At 41.1% G+C, this 16,602-nt stretch carries 16 protein-coding genes; 8 read left to right on the top strand and 8 right to left on the bottom strand.

Features of this window, described 5'->3' with window-relative positions; translation table 11 throughout:
* Positions 1-215 precede the first annotated feature (215 nt).
* From dnaB to FRX45_RS18090, 6 genes are all read left to right on the top strand, one after another.
* On the top strand, positions 216-1,778 hold the full coding sequence (dnaB, locus tag FRX45_RS18115) for a replicative DNA helicase (RefSeq protein ID WP_152269884.1): 1,563 nt from the start codon (positions 216-218) through the stop codon (positions 1,776-1,778).
* Between the two features lie 263 nt (positions 1,779-2,041).
* Positions 2,042-2,743, top strand: coding sequence for an RsmE family RNA methyltransferase (locus FRX45_RS18110; RefSeq protein WP_152269883.1), 702 nt, complete (start codon positions 2,042-2,044; stop codon positions 2,741-2,743).
* Positions 2,744-2,761: 18 nt separating this feature from the next.
* Positions 2,762-3,907, top strand: coding sequence for a DNA polymerase IV (dinB, locus tag FRX45_RS18105; protein WP_152269882.1), 1,146 nt, complete (start codon positions 2,762-2,764; stop codon positions 3,905-3,907).
* Between the two features lie 83 nt (positions 3,908-3,990).
* Positions 3,991-4,626, top strand: a complete 636-nt coding sequence (locus FRX45_RS18100; RefSeq protein ID WP_152269881.1) for a peroxiredoxin — start codon at positions 3,991-3,993, stop codon at positions 4,624-4,626.
* Between the two features lie 243 nt (positions 4,627-4,869).
* Positions 4,870-5,127 (top strand): hypothetical protein, encoded by a 258-nt coding sequence (locus tag FRX45_RS18095; RefSeq protein ID WP_152269880.1) that lies wholly within the window; start codon positions 4,870-4,872, stop codon positions 5,125-5,127.
* 175 nt (positions 5,128-5,302) lie between these two features.
* Positions 5,303-5,695 carry a histone gene (locus tag FRX45_RS18090; RefSeq protein ID WP_152269879.1) on the top strand — a complete coding sequence of 131 codons (393 nt, stop codon included), beginning with the start codon at positions 5,303-5,305 and terminating at the stop codon, positions 5,693-5,695.
* Positions 5,696-5,758: 63 nt separating this feature from the next.
* On the opposite strand, the gene pyrF is transcribed toward FRX45_RS18090, so the two are convergent.
* The 8 genes from pyrF to atpB form a co-directional block, all read right to left on the bottom strand.
* Positions 5,759-6,562 (bottom strand): orotidine-5'-phosphate decarboxylase, encoded by an 804-nt coding sequence (gene pyrF, locus FRX45_RS18085; protein ID WP_152269878.1) that lies wholly within the window; start codon positions 6,560-6,562, stop codon positions 5,759-5,761.
* Between the two features lie 57 nt (positions 6,563-6,619).
* Positions 6,620-6,952 carry a winged helix-turn-helix domain-containing protein gene (locus FRX45_RS18080; RefSeq protein WP_226805444.1) on the bottom strand — a complete coding sequence of 111 codons (333 nt, stop codon included), beginning with the start codon at positions 6,950-6,952 and terminating at the stop codon, positions 6,620-6,622.
* Positions 6,953-7,517: 565 nt separating this feature from the next.
* Positions 7,518-10,643: an Ig-like domain-containing protein gene (locus FRX45_RS18075; RefSeq protein ID WP_152269877.1), complete on the bottom strand. Its 3,126-nt coding sequence runs from the start codon at positions 10,641-10,643 to the stop codon at positions 7,518-7,520.
* Between the two features lie 301 nt (positions 10,644-10,944).
* Positions 10,945-12,522, bottom strand: a complete 1,578-nt coding sequence (atpA, locus tag FRX45_RS18070; protein WP_152269876.1) for a F0F1 ATP synthase subunit alpha — start codon at positions 12,520-12,522, stop codon at positions 10,945-10,947.
* 69 nt (positions 12,523-12,591) lie between these two features.
* Positions 12,592-13,155: an ATP synthase F1 subunit delta gene (gene atpH / locus FRX45_RS18065; RefSeq protein ID WP_152269875.1), complete on the bottom strand. Its 564-nt coding sequence runs from the start codon at positions 13,153-13,155 to the stop codon at positions 12,592-12,594.
* Positions 13,156-13,231: 76 nt separating this feature from the next.
* The gene (gene atpF / locus FRX45_RS18060) at positions 13,232-13,741 is read right to left on the bottom strand and encodes a F0F1 ATP synthase subunit B (RefSeq protein WP_152269874.1); all 510 of its coding nucleotides are present in this window, start codon (positions 13,739-13,741) and stop codon (positions 13,232-13,234) included.
* A gap of 88 nt (positions 13,742-13,829) precedes the next feature.
* Positions 13,830-14,042 carry an ATP synthase F0 subunit C gene (gene atpE / locus FRX45_RS18055; RefSeq protein ID WP_152269873.1) on the bottom strand — a complete coding sequence of 71 codons (213 nt, stop codon included), beginning with the start codon at positions 14,040-14,042 and terminating at the stop codon, positions 13,830-13,832.
* A gap of 30 nt (positions 14,043-14,072) precedes the next feature.
* On the bottom strand, positions 14,073-15,182 hold the full coding sequence (atpB, locus tag FRX45_RS18050) for a F0F1 ATP synthase subunit A (RefSeq protein ID WP_152269872.1): 1,110 nt from the start codon (positions 15,180-15,182) through the stop codon (positions 14,073-14,075).
* A 231-nt stretch (positions 15,183-15,413) separates the two neighbouring features.
* Here atpB and FRX45_RS18045 point away from each other — a divergent pair, with 231 nt between their 5' ends.
* Together FRX45_RS18045 and FRX45_RS18040 are read left to right on the top strand one after the other, a co-directional pair.
* Positions 15,414-16,217, top strand: coding sequence for a LiaF transmembrane domain-containing protein (locus FRX45_RS18045; protein WP_152269871.1), 804 nt, complete (start codon positions 15,414-15,416; stop codon positions 16,215-16,217).
* Positions 16,218-16,234: 17 nt separating this feature from the next.
* Positions 16,235-16,594: a DUF4288 domain-containing protein gene (locus FRX45_RS18040; protein WP_152269870.1), complete on the top strand. Its 360-nt coding sequence runs from the start codon at positions 16,235-16,237 to the stop codon at positions 16,592-16,594.
* Positions 16,595-16,602: the final 8 nt, after the last annotated feature.

Genomic DNA, 16,602 nt, shown 5'->3' with positions numbered 1-16,602 from the left:
CAAAAATCAATGGTATTAAATTCGCCTTCCTGACACAGTTGGTAACATTCCGGTAATAATGCATTAACATTAGCGTCATATCTACGGGAGCACAGCATAATCAATTACAATTTGGCTCATTAGGGAAAGTGAAGAATGCAGGTTGTATGGAAAGGGTTATTATACTGTTGGCAGGCAGGCAAACAACGATATATCACCCTATATAAAAGACTTTAATGGATCATCTTACTAATCTCAATAAAGACCGTAAAACCCGCAGAAAAAGTTCACTCGATTTAAGCTCAATGGTATATGGTAAGGTACCGCCTCAGGCCCGTGACCTGGAAGAAGCAGTGTTGGGAGCCATTATGCTGGAGAAACCTGCTTTTGATGCCGTAGTTGAAATATTAAAACCCGAATGTTTTTATGTAGACGCCCACCAGCGTATTTTCCGTGCAATGCAAAACCTGGCACAGAAAAGTATGCCTATTGACCTGCTTACGGTAGTGGAAGAGTTAAGAACCAAAGAAGAACTGGAGCTGGTAGGCGGCCCATATTATGTAACCAAACTTACCAATGCAGTAGTATCTTCTGCAAACGTAGAAACCCATTCCCGCATCATACTGCAAAAATTCATTCAGCGCGACCTGATCCGTATCAGCGGGGAAGTGATCAGCGATGCATATGAAGACTCCATTGATGTATTTGATTTGCTGGACGAGGCAGAAAGCAAGCTTTTTGAAATTACGAATAATCACCTCCGTAAAAACTTCGACAGCATTGATACGGTATTGGTAAAAACCATACAACGCATAGAGGATATGCGCAGCCGGCAGGAAGACATAACCGGCGTACCAAGCGGGTTCCCTTCTTTAGACCGCATAACATACGGATGGCAGCCTACGGATCTTGTTATTTTGGCCGCCCGTCCATCGGTAGGTAAAACAGCTTTTGCACTTAACCTTGCACGTAATGCCGCCCTTCATGCCACCAAACCCACACCTATTGCTTTTTTTAGTCTTGAAATGAGCGCCGGACAATTGGTGCAGCGTATTTTAAGTGCCGAAAGTGAAATATGGCTTGAAAAAATTGCCCGTGGTAAAATGGAAGAACATGAAATGCAGCAGTTGTACCGTAATGGTATACAACGTTTGCAGAATGCCCCCATTTTCATAGATGATACACCTGCGCTTAATATTTTTGAATTGAGGGCCAAATGCAGGCGTTTAAAAAACAAGCATAATGTAAGCCTGGTTATTATTGATTATTTACAGTTAATGAGCGGTACGGGCGATAAACGCAGTTCCAACCGCGAACAGGAAATCAGTACCATTTCAAGGAACCTGAAAGGGTTAGCAAAAGAACTGGGTATACCTATTATTGCGTTGAGCCAGTTAAGCCGTGAGGTTGAAAAGCGTAAGGAAGGAGATAAAATGCCACAGTTGAGTGACCTGAGGGAATCGGGCGCTATTGAGCAGGATGCCGACATGGTAATGTTTTTATACCGCCCGGAATATTACAATATTACCGCAAACGAATTTGGTGAAAGCAATAAAGGCGAAACACATGTTCGGATAGCCAAACACCGTAACGGCTCTCTCGAAACCATTAAGCTAAGGGCCTTATTACATATTCAAAAATTTACAGAGATGGAGAGTGACGATTTTGGCGGTATGGGAATACCCAAAGGCAACTGGAAACCTGTGCCCGGTGAAGATGGAGATAATAACGCCCGCTTGTTTATACAAAAAGGGAGCAAAATGAATGACGGGCAGTTTGATGATGAGGCGCCGTTTTAAAGTATAATATAATGTTGTGTAAAATATTTTGCCTCATTTATACGTGAGAAGAGAAACCTGCCTGCCGCAGGCACGCGCCAGATGTCAGATTCTCAAGTTAAGTTTCGCGTCTGTCGTTTCACGCTTAACGTGGCAAAATAGTATATGCATATTTACATATTTGAGGTTGGATGATGAATCCTTCAATAGGCTTTCCGTTATGGGAAGCTTTTTTTATGAGCGGAAGCGTAATCTTTGTTTTATTTGCATGAAATATATGCGTTATGCCGCTTCCTTTTTTTTATACTGAATATACATCTTCTGCCGGTGCTGTAGTTGAGTTGGATGATGCCACTGCCAGGCATGTGAACCAGGTATTGCGTATGAAGACTGGTGAAAGGCTTTGTGTTACGAATGGGAAGGGCCAAAAATGTATAGGCGTTATAGAGGAGCAACATAAAAATGGATGCACTGTGTATATTGAAAACGAAGCAGATGTTCCGGCGCAGCAACCTCGGATTACAATAGCAATCTCGTTGCTTAAAAACGCATCTCGGTTTGAATGGTTTCTTGAAAAAGCCACGGAAACGGGTATTAATTCGGTTGTTCCCCTGATCTGCGAAAGAACAGAAAGGAGCCATTTTCGTTATGAAAGAATGAAAAGTATTGTGGTTAGTGCCATGTTACAAAGCCAGCAGAGCTGGTTGCCCGAATTGACAGAACCTGTGCACTTTAAAGAATGGATTAGCAAGGCTGGTAGTGGTAATAAATATATTGCCCATTGCCTGGATACAGAGAAACATATACTTACCGGATCAGCGCTTGCCAGGGATAAGATCATCTGTATAGGTCCTGAAGGCGATTTTAGCCCTGCAGAAATTGATATGGCATTGCATCATCAGTTTAAACCTGTGAGCCTTGGTAATACCCGCCTGAGAACGGAAACTGCTGGTATAGCAGCAGCTATATTGTTGCGAATTCAGTAAATTGCATATATCCCTGAAATGTCTCAAATACGCACTATAGCACATTTTGATCTGGATGCATTTTTTGTGTCTGTGGAATGTATCAACGATCCTTCTCTGAAAGGAAAGCCATTGATCGTGGGAGGAAGCAAAGAAAGGGGAGTAGTAGCTGCCTGCAGCTATGAAGCCCGTAAATATGGTATCCATTCTGCAATGCCAATGGCTACAGCTATGCGGTTATGTCCCCAGGCCACAGTGATAAAAGGAACCAGGGGTGAATACAGCAGATATTCCAGGTGGGTTACAGAAATTATTGCGGCAAAAGCTCCCTTGTTTGAAAAAGCGTCTATTGATGAATTTTATCTTGATCTTACCGGCATGGATAAGTATTTTAATCCCTGGCAATGGACCATTGATTTGAGGCAGGAAATTATTGATAAAACAGGGTTGCCTATTTCCTTTGCACTGGCAGCCAATAAAATGATTGCCAAAATTGCCACCAACGAGGCCAAGCCTAACGGTTACATGCAGGTGGGGCCGGATATGGGAAAGGAGTTTTTATCTCCTTTACCGGTAAACACCATACCCGGTATAGGCACGCAAACTTACCAGCATTTGCTGACCATGGGGATACAAACTATTGGTGATGTTGCTTCCAGGAAACCGGCCGACATGGAATTCTTTTTAGGCAATTATGGGTTGGAACTCTGGAACAAAGCGCACGGTATTCACCATGGAGAAGTGATTCCTTATCATGAAGCCAAGTCTGTTTCTACTGAAAGTACTTTTGAAACAAGCAGTACCGATATGGATTTTATTATGAGTGAACTGGTGCGGATGACAGAGCGTGTATCCTATGAATTGCGGCAGGATGATAAAATGGCGGGTTGTATTGCCGTAAAGATCAGGTACCCTGATTTTGAGACCACATCACGCCAGATGGCTATTTCGTATACTTGTTATGATGACGAACTTATTCCGGCAGCCAAAGATCTTTTTTATAAACTTTACCGGAAAGGGCAGCCTGTACGTTTACTGGGTGTGCGGTTGAGTGAGCTAACCGGCGAAGCCAGGCAAACCAATCTTTTTGAAAACACTGAAAAGAAAACAGGTTTGTATAAGGCTATAGATGCTGTTAAAGGCAGGTTTGGGAAGAATGCCATATCCCGGGCACGTACAATTTAATATTTTTTTAACCCCATAGTCTACTAAGCTGGTAGGAAAACAATATATTTGTAATCCTTTTTATAACCTTTAAATGATCTATTATGAGTTTGCGTTTAGGTGATATTGCACCAAATTTTACCGCTGAAACAACTGTGGGCAAAATTGATTTTTACGAATTTCTTGGCGATAGCTGGGGAGTTTTGTTTTCTCATCCTGCTGATTTTACCCCCGTATGCACTACCGAACTGGGCAAAACAGCTTTGTTGCAGGAAGAATTTGCAAAGCGCAATGTAAAAGTACTGGCTGTAAGTGTTGATCCGCTGGATAAGCATATTGGATGGGTGAAAGACATCAATGAAACACAAAATACCGATGTTAAATTCCCGCTTATTGCAGATCCTGAAAAGAAAGTAGCTACCGCTTATGGAATGATTCATCCCAATGCATCTGAAAACTTTACTGTACGTTCTTTATTTGTAATAGGACCGGATAAAAAAGTGAAGCTTACGATCACCTATCCTGCATCAACCGGACGGAATTTTCATGAAGTATTGCGCGTTATTGATTCGCTGCAATTGACCAGTAACTATAGTGTATCAACTCCGGCAGACTGGAAGCCAACCGAAGATGTGATCATTTCTCCCGCTATTTCTAATGAAGATGCGGAAAAGAAATTCCCTAAAGGCGTAAAAATTGTGAAACCTTATTTGCGTTATACTCCTCAGCCTAATCTGTAATCCGGGGTGTAAGACTTACTAAAGTCATATTTTTTGAATCACAGAAGCCCCCGGACACGGCCATTATATATTATATACCGTGTCTCCACGCTTCTGTGTTTTTTTACTACTCCTCTGTAAACATATTTGGATATCTTTAGCTGTCACACCTGATATACATATCACCTGACAATATAACTGCCTGGCGGAACTGTATTTCAGTCAAAATCTGAAACCATTTTACCTGTTCCGGTTATTGATTCTTTGAGCGTAGACGCTGATGAGCAAACCACCAGAACGGGAAGCATTTTCGATCCATTGCCCGCTTCTCCTGAAGGTAACATATACAATGTAAATCACCCCATTGAACTGGCATTGGGCTATTTTGGAGCCCCGGCTGTAAGTTATAAAAGAATTATTATCGTGCCTATGTATTTGAAGGAACATCTTTTGCAGGGTATTGCCGGCATTTTTATTGAAGAAGGTGATTGTTCAATATTGTTGTCCGGATGCAGTGTATAACCTAAGCGCTCCACCGGGTTGGGAAAGCGCAGAGCGGATAGCTGGTTATTAAATACCACATGATTTTGTATGTGATTACAAAAAAAATAAGCATGTTTTTTAGTATTATAAATATTATTGCCTAATTTTCTGCATCAATAAATCACTTCTTCAAACACAATAAATTCCAACAATCATGGCTAAAGCAAAGAAAAAAAGTGCTTCAAAGAAAGCTGCACCTAAAAAAAAGGCCCCTGCTAAGAAAGCAATAAAAAAAGCGGCTCCTAAAAAGAAAGCGCCTGCAAAAAAAGCAGCTAAAAAAGCTGCCCCTAAAAAGAAAGCACCTGCTAAAAAGGCTGTAAAAAAAGCGGCCCCCAAAAAGAAAGCGCCTGCTAAAAAAGCAGCGCCTAAAAAGAAAGCACCTGCTAAAAAGGCGCCCGTTAAGAAAGCGGTAAAAAAAGCAGCGCCTAAAAAGAAAACTCCGGCTAAAAAACCAGTAGTTGCTCCGGTTACAGAACCTGCAACTCCGCCTCCTGCAGAACTTCCTTCATCTCCTTCCGAAGATAATGGGGGATTATTCAGCTTATAAATATTCTCACGGGTAAAAAATAAAAATATATCTATATAGCGCAGCTAAGATGGTTGCGCTTTTTTACTTTATATACCCGCTCATCTCCTGTTGATATTGTGCTGCGATTGCTTTTGCCTCTAATGCGAAATCTTCTTTTTCACTGGCAAAAATAATTGCCCGGGAAACATTTATCAGAATGCCACAATCTTTATTCATCGCTTTTTCAGAAATTTCTTTCAGGCTGCCCCCCTGGAAACCTACGCCGGGAACGAGAAAAAAGTGATCGGGAAGTATATTACGGATATTGATGAATTCTTCGGGCTGGGTGGCGCCAATTACAAACATGAGGTTTTCTGTTGATCCCCATCCGGCTACAGTTCGCAATACTTTTTCGTACAATCTTTCTTTGCCCGTTTGCTGTAGCTCAAAATCTTTCGCTCCCGGGTTGGAGGTAAGCCCTAACACGATAGTCCATTTATTTTTATATTCCAGGAAAGGTCTTACGCTGTCTTCACCCATGTATGGCGCAACGGTAATAGCATCAAAGTTCAAAACTTCAAAAAACGCTTTTGCATACTCCGATGATGTATTGCCAATATCTCCCCGTTTTGCGTCGGCTATGGTAAAATGAGTGGAAGGAATATAGTTTACCGTTTTTTCCATGGCTTCCCACCCCCTGATACCCTGGCTTTCATAAAAGGCGGTGTTTATTTTGTAGCTCACGCAAAAGTCTTTGGTAGCGTCAATGATTTGTTTATTAAATTCAAAAACCGGGTCGGCATGTGATAAAAGATGCCTGGGGATTTTATTGATATCTGTGTCTAACCCTACACACAGATAAGATGATTGGGTTTTGATATGTTCTGAAAGTTGCTTTCTGGTCATATAACGAAGATAATAAGGAAAGAAGAAACAGGAGAAAAGGGTTGATTCACTATCATTTTACACTGATTTATTTTGTTTCTTTTTGCCTACATAATCCTGAAGCACTGATACATATTCTTCAAAGGCCTGTTTACCCTTTGCTGTTATTTTACATAAAGTTTGGGGGTAATTATCTTTGAACTGTTTAACCACATCAATATATCCGGCCTCTTTTAGTTTTTGAATTTGTACGCTCAGGTTCCCTGCCGTTGCCCTTGTTTTTTCTCTTAAAAATGTGAAGTCAGCTTCTTTCACACCTATCAGTAGTGAAATCACTGCCAGCCTAATTTGTGAATGTAATATAGGGTCTAAGTCTTTAAACATACCTTCTTCAATGATGGATTTATACATACCCGGCTGCCTGCAAATAGTATAACCTGGGATTATCAGGGTCAAGTTTCAAAAAAATTAAATGCCTTTTGCGTCACCATAGCCATTATTATTTACTGCAACCTGCTGGTTGGGATTGATCATATCGGTTTTTATAAGACCCTTATATTTTTTATAGAATATCTCTGCTCTGAAAGTTGTTTTGTCTGTTACGCTCTCATACTGGGCGATGTAATGTGTTGCTTGGTATAACCTGTTTTATCATTGCTGTAATTATATTCCCTACCAAACCGCAACACCGAAATCCCCCTGAGTCGTTTATCAAACACCAGCTTTGCATTAAGTGGCACCTCATAAGTATCTTTTAAAGTGATACTGGCGCCAGCTACAGGCTTACCCTTGTTATCCTTTATTTTTCCTGAAATTACAGATTGTCCGTGCGCTGTTGATGAAAACCAAATAGAAGAAAACCGGAAAAAATTAATATTCTCACAATTGCAGATTTATTGTATAAAGTAGTTTATATTATAAACCAAATTTTAAAAAAAATCCCCCTGTTAAAGGAGGATATATAGTTGTAATAATTTTATCGCCTGATAACGATACGCTCTCTTTCCCACCTGTCGCTGGTATGAATAAGGATGGTATATACACCTTCACTCAGGCGGCTTAGCTGGTTAAGTGTAATACTGTTTTGGCCCGATTCCACTGTCCTTTGTTCGCGCAATACTAATTTACCTGTCATGTCCAGTATCTGAAGTTCCATTGCGCCGCGTAATGCGGAGTAGAAACTGATATTTATGGAGGATGAGGCAGGATTAGGGCTGATCTTTAATTTCCCGTTGGTTTGTGCAGAAATTCTTACGGTAAGAATATTGCTGTATTTACTTACACCATCTTTACTTATAACCTTAATACGATAATATATGATATTGCTGTTAACATCAGGGTCAGCATCCTGGTAGGTAAATCTTACGGCTGTGTTTTGCGGAACAGAACTGGTTACCGTACCTATTTTATTAAAATTATTTCCATTTTCCGACCGCTCTACTTCAAAATGACTGATTTGCTCTGATGTAATAATCCTCCAGTCCAGATCAATTGCATGAGCACGTTGTACCGCGCTGAATTGAAGGAAGTCAACGGGCAAAATAACGCAGGGTATAACATTTATAGTTACCTGGGCGCATGAAGTAATGTTACAATCGCCTTCCGCCCTTACATAATAGGTTGTAGTAGCAGACGGCAGTACGGAGATCATATTTCCGGTGCCGATAAGCGTGTCGCCACAACTGTTCCTGTACCATCTCCATACCGCGTTGGTACCCAGTAATCCACCTTGTACTGTAAGGTTTACAGCATTGCCCGGGCAGGTGGTTTGAGCCGGTGATGCGTCAATACCTGTTGGTGCGGTTGACAGCGTTTTAGCTGTGAGCTCGAAACTGTTGGATGTATACCGGCAATTGACATTATTAATACTTCCGGCAGCGGCTACAATTACACGATAGTATTTACCAATATCTGAAGGCTGCACCGGATTGATGGTATAATCTACACTGTTTGCACCTGAAATATCCGTCCATGTAGAATTATCCGTGCTTACCTGCCATTGATATTCGAGGGTACCGGAAATCACTGTTGGATCGCTCAGTGCGGCACTGAATGTTGTTATACCATTTGTGCAACCAGCGGTATTGTTAACCGACACTGTAGGTGTAGGATCACACAATCCAAACTGTATATCGTCTATCGCCAGGTCATTACCGCAACCACCGGGAGCGGCATTGGTAATTTCAATGATGATCTGGCTTATGCCGGCAGGCATTACGAATTTCATTCCGTATTGTGTCCATGCACCACTTGTGATTTCAGGTGTAGTAAGATTGGTAATGATATTGCCGTTAGATGCATCACGAACTGTAAATATTAATTTAGGTTTTATTATTCCACCAAATGCATCGCAAAAAGTGCCATACGCAGAATTGCTGATATTGGAAACAAAGGCGAATAAGGAATATTTCAAATTGCCACAGGATATATTTATTTTATCACTGTAAACCTTATTTGATTTTACATCGGCATTCACTACCATCATCCTCCCTCCACCAGTATGATCAGCAAGGCTTATCCAGTGTGCTGTATTACCATTATTAGCGTTAGCGGTCAGTGCATATTGTTCTACATCTAATGGCTGCAAGGTGCCCCCTGTATAGTCCGTCGCCGCCGTTCCGGCAGAACCTGTTGCGGCGGGAATGGCTGTTGCAAGTCCGGATCCTGTTGCGAATTCCTGTTTATATATTATTTTATTTAAAGCTTCACAAGGAGGCATCTCAGCAGTGGTTAAAATAACAAATGGAGTGGGTTGATTTTCCCCCGGATCATCTGGTTTGGAGTTATTATTTAAATCCGGATTATCTCCATTGGTAGAAATATCTTCCAGGCTTACGCCGGCATAGCCAGTTCCCGTTGCTCTTGCACTATTATTATAAACCTTACCGATTACAATATTGCTTACACGAAAAGACACGCGTATGGTGAAATAATTATTGGCTACGGGAAAGTTGGGCAAAACCTGACCCGCGGCCAATAAACTGGTATTTGTGGTACCATTATAGGCGCTATTAAGTACTACTCCCGCTGGATTATCAATCAAAGTAACAGCAACATTGGTGGGACTATTGGCTAAGGTAAATGGTGCGCCAGCGGAGGCCGATCCTCTAAGTATTTCAGCAACCTGAACATTGGTTATATCCCATCCTCCGAAATTTTTTACCGTAATATCATAACTTAAATTATATTGACCCGGGGTACCTGTTGGAGTTGCAGAAGAAAGTTTTTTGGCGACTCCGATACCCGAAATTACTTCGGTAAGGTCATTACTCTGGTAGCAGGGTGATTGTGTGATAGGCGTTTTAGCTCCGGTAAGGATATTGAGATCCCAGTATGTATTATTGGCATCTGCTGCAATGAGTTTACCCTCAGCAAAATTGAGACCTACGATCTGACTGCCTGATAAACTGGCGATCAGGGTTGCCTGTAAAGGGTTGGGAGTTGCATAATCCTGATAGTTTACCGTAATATACTTTCTGTCCCAAACCATCAGCATTTTTCCATCAGGTGTTAATGTTAAATCGCCCGACTGTTGAGTGATTGTTACTCCTGAAGGCAGTGAAATATTTTTTTGAGGGCCGAAAGTGCCATTAGAAAAGTCAACTGTTCTCAATGCAATACCATATGGAGAAGACCCGGTAAATATTAGCTGGTAACACAAACCATTAGGATCGAATGCAAACCCAAGAATTGCTTTGTTATCATATTTTTGGAAAACAGCGGTTTTTGGTGGACACCCGCTACCGGGTTTCCAGCGCCAAACATATGTATCACCGCCGGTATATCTGTAATAATAAAGCATATGGTCTGCCGGGTTAAATGAAATGCCGGCCCCATAAATGCTGAATCCTGGTCCCTGGAGATTAGGAATACAATTTTCAAAATCACTTAAAGTAGTAGTAAGCCCATTATATTTAAATACATGTGCGGACCATGTAGTAGTGCCTCCTCCGCAAGGTCTTCCCACACTTACCGGGAATGAACCTGTAGCAGGAAATGTAGTAGGAGGTTGTGTATAGCCCTTAGTACAGGTTAACAGGATGATAACCATCAAACTATTTTGCCACCAGGATTTTTGAGAAGTGTAGAAATGTATTTTCATATTGCCAGGGTTTATGGCTATCACAAGTTTGGATTACCTGAAAATGATCCTTCTGGAACAAAGCTACTACGTGTAATCACTTATGTTTTTACTATTCGATGTATCTGCACTTTCCTTCGACTAAAATTTTCTCTCAATTATCATATATCAACACAAGTAAGTGAATACTCTTAACTCTGCTATACTATAACGTTGCCGGGTCAATCAAAGTATATAAAGTGTTATTGTTCAGAAGTACATAAAATGCAAACAGCCCCGGTAGCACTTACCGGGGCTGTTTGCCTGTGAGGCGAATTTATTTTTACTTATATCTCGACATAACTGCTTTCGCTATTTCCGTCATTTTCTTAATGCCTTCATCAGGGAGATTTCCTCTTTTGAATTCATTAAGTACATCAGGTAACTTATTTTCCATTTCTATCAGGAATAACTCTTCGAACTCTTTTACTTTATTTACAGGCACATCTCTTAACAATCCCTGGGTACCCAGGTAGATGATGGCTACCTGTTTTTCAACAGGGAAAGGAGAATACTGCGCCTGTTTAAGGATTTCCACGTTACGGGCGCCTTTATCAAGCACTAATTTGGTAGCCGCATCCAGATCGCCGCCGAATTTAGAGAAAGCCTCCATTTCACGGTATAAGGCCTGGTCGAGCTTAAGCGTTCCCGCTACTTTTTTCATGGATTTGATCTGGGCATTACCACCCACACGGCTAACGGAAATGCCCACGTTAATAGCAGGGCGAATACCTGCATTAAAGAGGTTCGATTCAAGGAAAATCTGGCCGTCTGTAATGGAAATAACGTTAGTAGGGATATATGCCGATACATCTCCAGCCTGCGTTTCAATAATAGGAAGCGCAGTTAAAGATCCACCGCCTTTAATAAGGTGTTTAATGCTGTCGGGTACGTCATTCATGTTTTTTGCTACTGCATCATCGCTGATCACTTTTGCAGCACGTTCCAGCAAACGGCTGTGGAGATAAAATACATCACCGGGATAAGCTTCGCGGCCCGGCGGGCGACGAAGCAGCAAAGATACTTCGCGGTATGCTACTGCCTGCTTACTCAAATCATCATATATGATCAACGCAGGGCGGCCCGTATCGCGGAAAAATTCGCCTATTGCCGCTCCTGCATACGGGGCAAAGAATTGTTGTGGTGCAGGATCGGAGGCCGAAGCCGCTACAATTACCGTATATTCCATAGCCCCATTGTCTTCCAGTGTTTTCATAACGTTGGCTATGGTAGAGGCTTTTTGTCCGCACGCCACATATATACAAAATACCGGCTTGCCTGCCTGGTAAAATTCTCTTTGATTGATAATAGTATCAACAGCAATGGCAGTTTTACCAGTTTGGCGGTCGCCGATGATCAGCTCACGCTGACCACGGCCGATAGGGATCATAGCGTCAATAGCTTTGATACCTGTTTGCAGCGGTTCCTTTACCGGTTCCCGGTAAATGACACCGGGCGCCTTGCGCTCCAGCGGCATTTCAAACAACTCGCCTGTAACGGGTCCTTTGCCATCTATGGGGTCTCCCAATACGTTAATTACACGCCCAACCAATCCTTCACCTACTTTCAATGAAGCTATACTTCCGGTTCTTTTTACTTTATGCCCTTCTTTAATTTCCGATGATTCACCCATCAATACCACACCCACATTATCTTCTTCAAGGTTCAAAGCCACGGCTTTAACGCCATTGTCGAATTCAACCAGTTCACCGGCACGTACATTGTTTAAGCCATAAATACGCGCAATACCATCTCCAACCTGTAATACCGTACCCACTTCTTCCAGGTCGGCGCCTGCATTAAAATTGCTTAACTGCTGGCGCAGTATCGCACTTATTTCATCGGGCTTAATTTCTGCCATATCCTTTAGTTTATATTGTTGTTAATCAATTTTTATATTAAAAACATGCTTTGCCATTTTCAGAATTGCTTACCTGATATTCTTTACGTAAATATTGCTCCGGAACTGCTTTTGAATATCTTTTAAATCCCTCAATATGCTGGCGTCTACTAATTTGTTATCGAATTCCAGTACAAAACCTCCTATAAGCTCTTCTTTTACAACCGTTTCCAATTCTATTGTTGGAAGTGCTGCATCCGTTTTTAATTTGTACTCAATTGCTTTCTTCAGTTCTTCGCTTATAGGTTCTGCTGTGGCCAATTTAACTTTGTGAATGCCTTTTATGGTATTGTACTGGTCAATAAATGCATTTACGATTTCAGGCAGGATGCTTTCCCTTCCTTTTCGTATCAATAATTTATTAAACGCTGAAGTAAGACCTTCCACTTTATCTTTGGTAATGGCATCTACAATACTGTTTTTTTTGTCTGCGTTTATTACAGGGCTGCGCATGAGCGTTACAAACTCACGACTTTGCCTGCAAACAGATTGTAAAAAAATCATATCGGCATATACCTTTTCTAACTGATTTTGCTCTGCAGCTAAATCAATCAAACTTTTGGCATATCTTCCGGCTAAACGTGGTTGGAGCATTAGAATGATTTGAGATTTGAAATTTGAGATTTGGAATGACGCTGTCAGATCATCTTTTCATTCCTGAACTCAAAATTTAGTTCAGCTTTATTTCGTTGGTTAATTGCTTTATATAATTCTCCTGTTCCGGCTTATTCGATAATTCGCGGCGCAATATTTTTTCTGAAACTTCTACCACCATATTGCCCACCTGGTTCTTCAGATCAATTAAAGCGGCCATTTTCTGGTTTTCAATGGCTTGCTGCGTATCTGCCATAATTTTACCTGCTGCTTCTTTAGCCTGCTCTTTAGCCTCATTGATCATTTTGTCCTTTATTTCTTTGGCTTCCTTTAATATCTGCGCTCTTTCTTCACGGGCCTGCACCAGTAATATTTCGTTATCGCTTTTTAGCTGCGCCATTTCCGCTCTTACTTTTTCGGCGGTAGCTAAAGAATCATTGATCCCCTGTTCTCTTTCACTAATGGCTTTCATAATTGGTTTCCATGCAAATTTGCCTAATACAAACAGCAGGATCAGGAATGCCAGCGTTGACCAGATCATTAAACCGGGGTCGGGAAGCACCAGGGGATTTATTTCTAATAACATATGATATGCTTTATGCTTAATAAAAGTTTACGTTAAAGGTACAGACCTCTTCGCCCTGTGCTAAAGGTCTGTACAAAATGAAAATTGTTTAGCCATTGCCAAGCAGGGCAACAACCACCGCAAATAATGATACAGCTTCTACCAACGCCGCAGCAACGATCATGTTGGTACGGATTTCATTGGCAGCTTCCGGTTGACGGGCAATACCTTCAACAGCGCCTTTACCGATCTGACCAATACCGATACCTGCACCGATAGCCGCTAAACCAGCACCTATTGCAGCAACACTTCCTACTACCATTTTTTAATATTTAAAAGTGAATAAAAACGATTATAATACCAGGTCCTGTTCATGATGTTCCTCAATTGCCATTCCTATATATAAAGCCGATAACATCGCAAAAATAAAAGCCTGTATAAAGCCGACCAGCAATTCAATAACACTGATAAAAACCGTAAAAGGAACCGCCATGGCAGAAGCTGATACGGCTTTAAATATAAAGACCAGGGAAATTAAACTTAATACCAGGATGTGCCCGGCTGTCATGTTCGCAAATAACCGGATGGTAAGCGAAATGGGTTTAATAAATACACCTAATAATTCAATAGGCATTAAAAATATCTTCATACCTGTAGATAAGCCAGGCATCCAGAAAATATGTCTCCAGTAATCCTTCTTGCCGTTAATATTTACTATTACAAAAGTGAACAGGGCAAGGGTGAGCGTGAAAGCGATATTGCCGCTTACATTGGCGCCCCCGGGGAAAAATGGGACCAGGCCCAGTAAGTTATTGATCCAGATAAAAAAGAATATCGTTAATAAATAGGGTAAAAATCTTACATGTCTTTCCCCTAAATACGGTATGGCTACTTCATCCCGTATAAAAAGTATAATAGGCTCAATAAACGACTGAAATCCTTTGGGTGCAGATGTTACGCCTGCTTTTTTATATGCTTTTGCTACACCAAGAAAAACAAAGATGAGTAGAAAAACAGTAATAAACATAGACACTACATTCTTGGTAATGGAAATGTCAAAAACTTTTTTGGAAGCTTCCGCATTAATACTGCCATCGGCATTCATTACTTTAATTTTTCCGTCAATCTGTTTGTATGGATAATTACCATTATAAACCACCGGTTGATGATGCTCATCTGATAACCGGGAAGAAGAAAACACCTCAAACCCTTTATCTGTTTTTAAAATAACAGGCAGATGTACAGAAGTATGTCCCCATAAATGCCAGCTATGGTCATCCCGTATATGATCCAAAATAGTACCTGCAACATCAAAATCTCCCTCTTCTTTTTGATCCGTATTGTGGTGCTGTTCAGTAACCTGATTCGTATCTGCATTTTGTGCAAAAGATGCATTATGATAAAAGCATATACATATACTGAAAACCGCTACCAATAAGGACTTTAGGCATTTTAATGACATGGTCACATGAAATTTGCCGCAAAGATAGGAGTTGGGGAGGAGAAATTTATAATTTGAAATTTAAGATTTGAAATTTATTTGGCTTTCGTTTTTGCTTTTTGGTTGCTTTTGTACCGGGGCAGTTTTTTTACCGGCTTAAACCGGTCTTTTACCGGCAATAAGCAATGTATAGCCTATATAGGCTTGTAATAAGGTACAGTGCACTGTAGTTTTGTGTAAAATATATCTGATATGCGAAGCAGAAGACATCATCGGCGAAACAGAAAACATTATAATGAAAACAGAACAGGTACGGTACTGGCAGGACTGTTCTTACTATTGGTGGGCGTTGCCGCCATCCTGCGCCAAACCATTTTTGATTTTCCTTCATGGGTGCTGAGCTGGCCTATGATTTTAATTGCGGTAGGCATATTTATAGGCTTAAAACATGGTTTTCGCGGCCCTGGCTGGATTATTTTAATTGGATTGGGTTGTATTTTCCTTGCGGACAAAGTTGTTCCGGGAGCCGATCTGAAGCCTTTTATATGGCCATTTGTTATTATTTCCATAGGATTATTTATGATTTTTGGCGCCAGTTCCAGGAAAAAATGGATGCGGGAAAAGTGGGGATGGGATGGGAATGATTTTGCAAAGAATCCGGATTTGCCCCAAGGTGAAGCTGCCCCCGGTGACGCTTCATATAACGTAAAAGATGAAGATGATTTTATAGACAGTACCGCTATATTGGGCAGCTCAAAAAAAGTAATTCTTTCCAAAAATTTTAAGGGAGGGGATATTACCAATTTTATGGGGGGCGCAGAAATCAATTGTTCCCAGGCCGAAATAACGGGCAGGGTTAAACTGGATATTACACAGATTTTTGGAGGTACCAAGCTTATTGTACCTGCACACTGGACCATTAAATCAACGGTTACGTCCATTTTCGGCGGCTTCGAAGACAAAAGGTCTCCGTCTGGCATCAGCCCCGATCCTGGTAAAGTATTAGTGCTTGACGGCACCACTATTTTTGGCGGCATAGAAATCAAAAGTTATTAACGGCAAAATCAAAATTTATGAACTGGTTCCTCGCAAAAATTGTATACCGTATTATTTGTGGTGAAGGAGATCATACAGCACAGTTTGATGAACAGCTAAGACTGATCGTAGCATCTGATGATGCAGAAGCATTTAAAAAAGCTACTGCTATTGGTAAGCAGGAAGAAGACAGCTTTTATAACAAATTTGAAAAGTTAGTACAATGGCAGTTTATTAATGTGTCTGAATTATACAGGATAGCGGAATTGATTGATGGTGCGGAATTGTACAGCAGGATTGAAGAAAAAGAAAATGGCGATCTTTATACTGAGCTCGTTCATAAAAGAGCCGCCAATTTACAATTGAACGGCTTCCGGCATTTTTTGCAGGCCTTATAAAATCAGCA

The sequence above is a fragment of the Agriterribacter humi genome, from assembly GCF_009192765.1.
GTDB lineage: Bacteria > Bacteroidota > Bacteroidia > Chitinophagales > Chitinophagaceae > Agriterribacter > Agriterribacter humi.
The sequence above is the reverse complement of the archived record's forward strand: the minus strand, read 5'-3'. Positions and strand labels throughout refer to the sequence as shown.

Coding starts and splice junctions, on each gene's coding strand:
- FRX45_RS18040 (WP_152269870.1), top strand. CDS start 16,235: ATGAACTGGTTCCTCGCAAAAATTGTATACCGTATTATTTGTGGTGAA.
- dinB (WP_152269882.1), top strand. CDS start 2,762: ATGTCTCAAATACGCACTATAGCACATTTTGATCTGGATGCATTTTTT.
- atpF (WP_152269874.1), bottom strand. CDS start 13,741: ATGTTATTAGAAATAAATCCCCTGGTGCTTCCCGACCCCGGTTTAATG.
- FRX45_RS18080 (WP_226805444.1), bottom strand. CDS start 6,952: ATGTATAAATCCATCATTGAAGAAGGTATGTTTAAAGACTTAGACCCT.
- FRX45_RS18090 (WP_152269879.1), top strand. CDS start 5,303: ATGGCTAAAGCAAAGAAAAAAAGTGCTTCAAAGAAAGCTGCACCTAAA.
- dnaB (WP_152269884.1), top strand. CDS start 216: ATGGATCATCTTACTAATCTCAATAAAGACCGTAAAACCCGCAGAAAA.
- pyrF (WP_152269878.1), bottom strand. CDS start 6,562: ATGACCAGAAAGCAACTTTCAGAACATATCAAAACCCAATCATCTTAT.
- atpH (WP_152269875.1), bottom strand. CDS start 13,155: ATGCTCCAACCACGTTTAGCCGGAAGATATGCCAAAAGTTTGATTGAT.
- atpA (WP_152269876.1), bottom strand. CDS start 12,522: ATGGCAGAAATTAAGCCCGATGAAATAAGTGCGATACTGCGCCAGCAG.
- FRX45_RS18045 (WP_152269871.1), top strand. CDS start 15,414: ATGCGAAGCAGAAGACATCATCGGCGAAACAGAAAACATTATAATGAA.
- FRX45_RS18100 (WP_152269881.1), top strand. CDS start 3,991: ATGAGTTTGCGTTTAGGTGATATTGCACCAAATTTTACCGCTGAAACA.
- FRX45_RS18110 (WP_152269883.1), top strand. CDS start 2,042: ATGCCGCTTCCTTTTTTTTATACTGAATATACATCTTCTGCCGGTGCT.
- FRX45_RS18075 (WP_152269877.1), bottom strand. CDS start 10,643: ATGAAAATACATTTCTACACTTCTCAAAAATCCTGGTGGCAAAATAGT.
- atpB (WP_152269872.1), bottom strand. CDS start 15,182: ATGTCATTAAAATGCCTAAAGTCCTTATTGGTAGCGGTTTTCAGTATA.
- atpE (WP_152269873.1), bottom strand. CDS start 14,042: ATGGTAGTAGGAAGTGTTGCTGCAATAGGTGCTGGTTTAGCGGCTATC.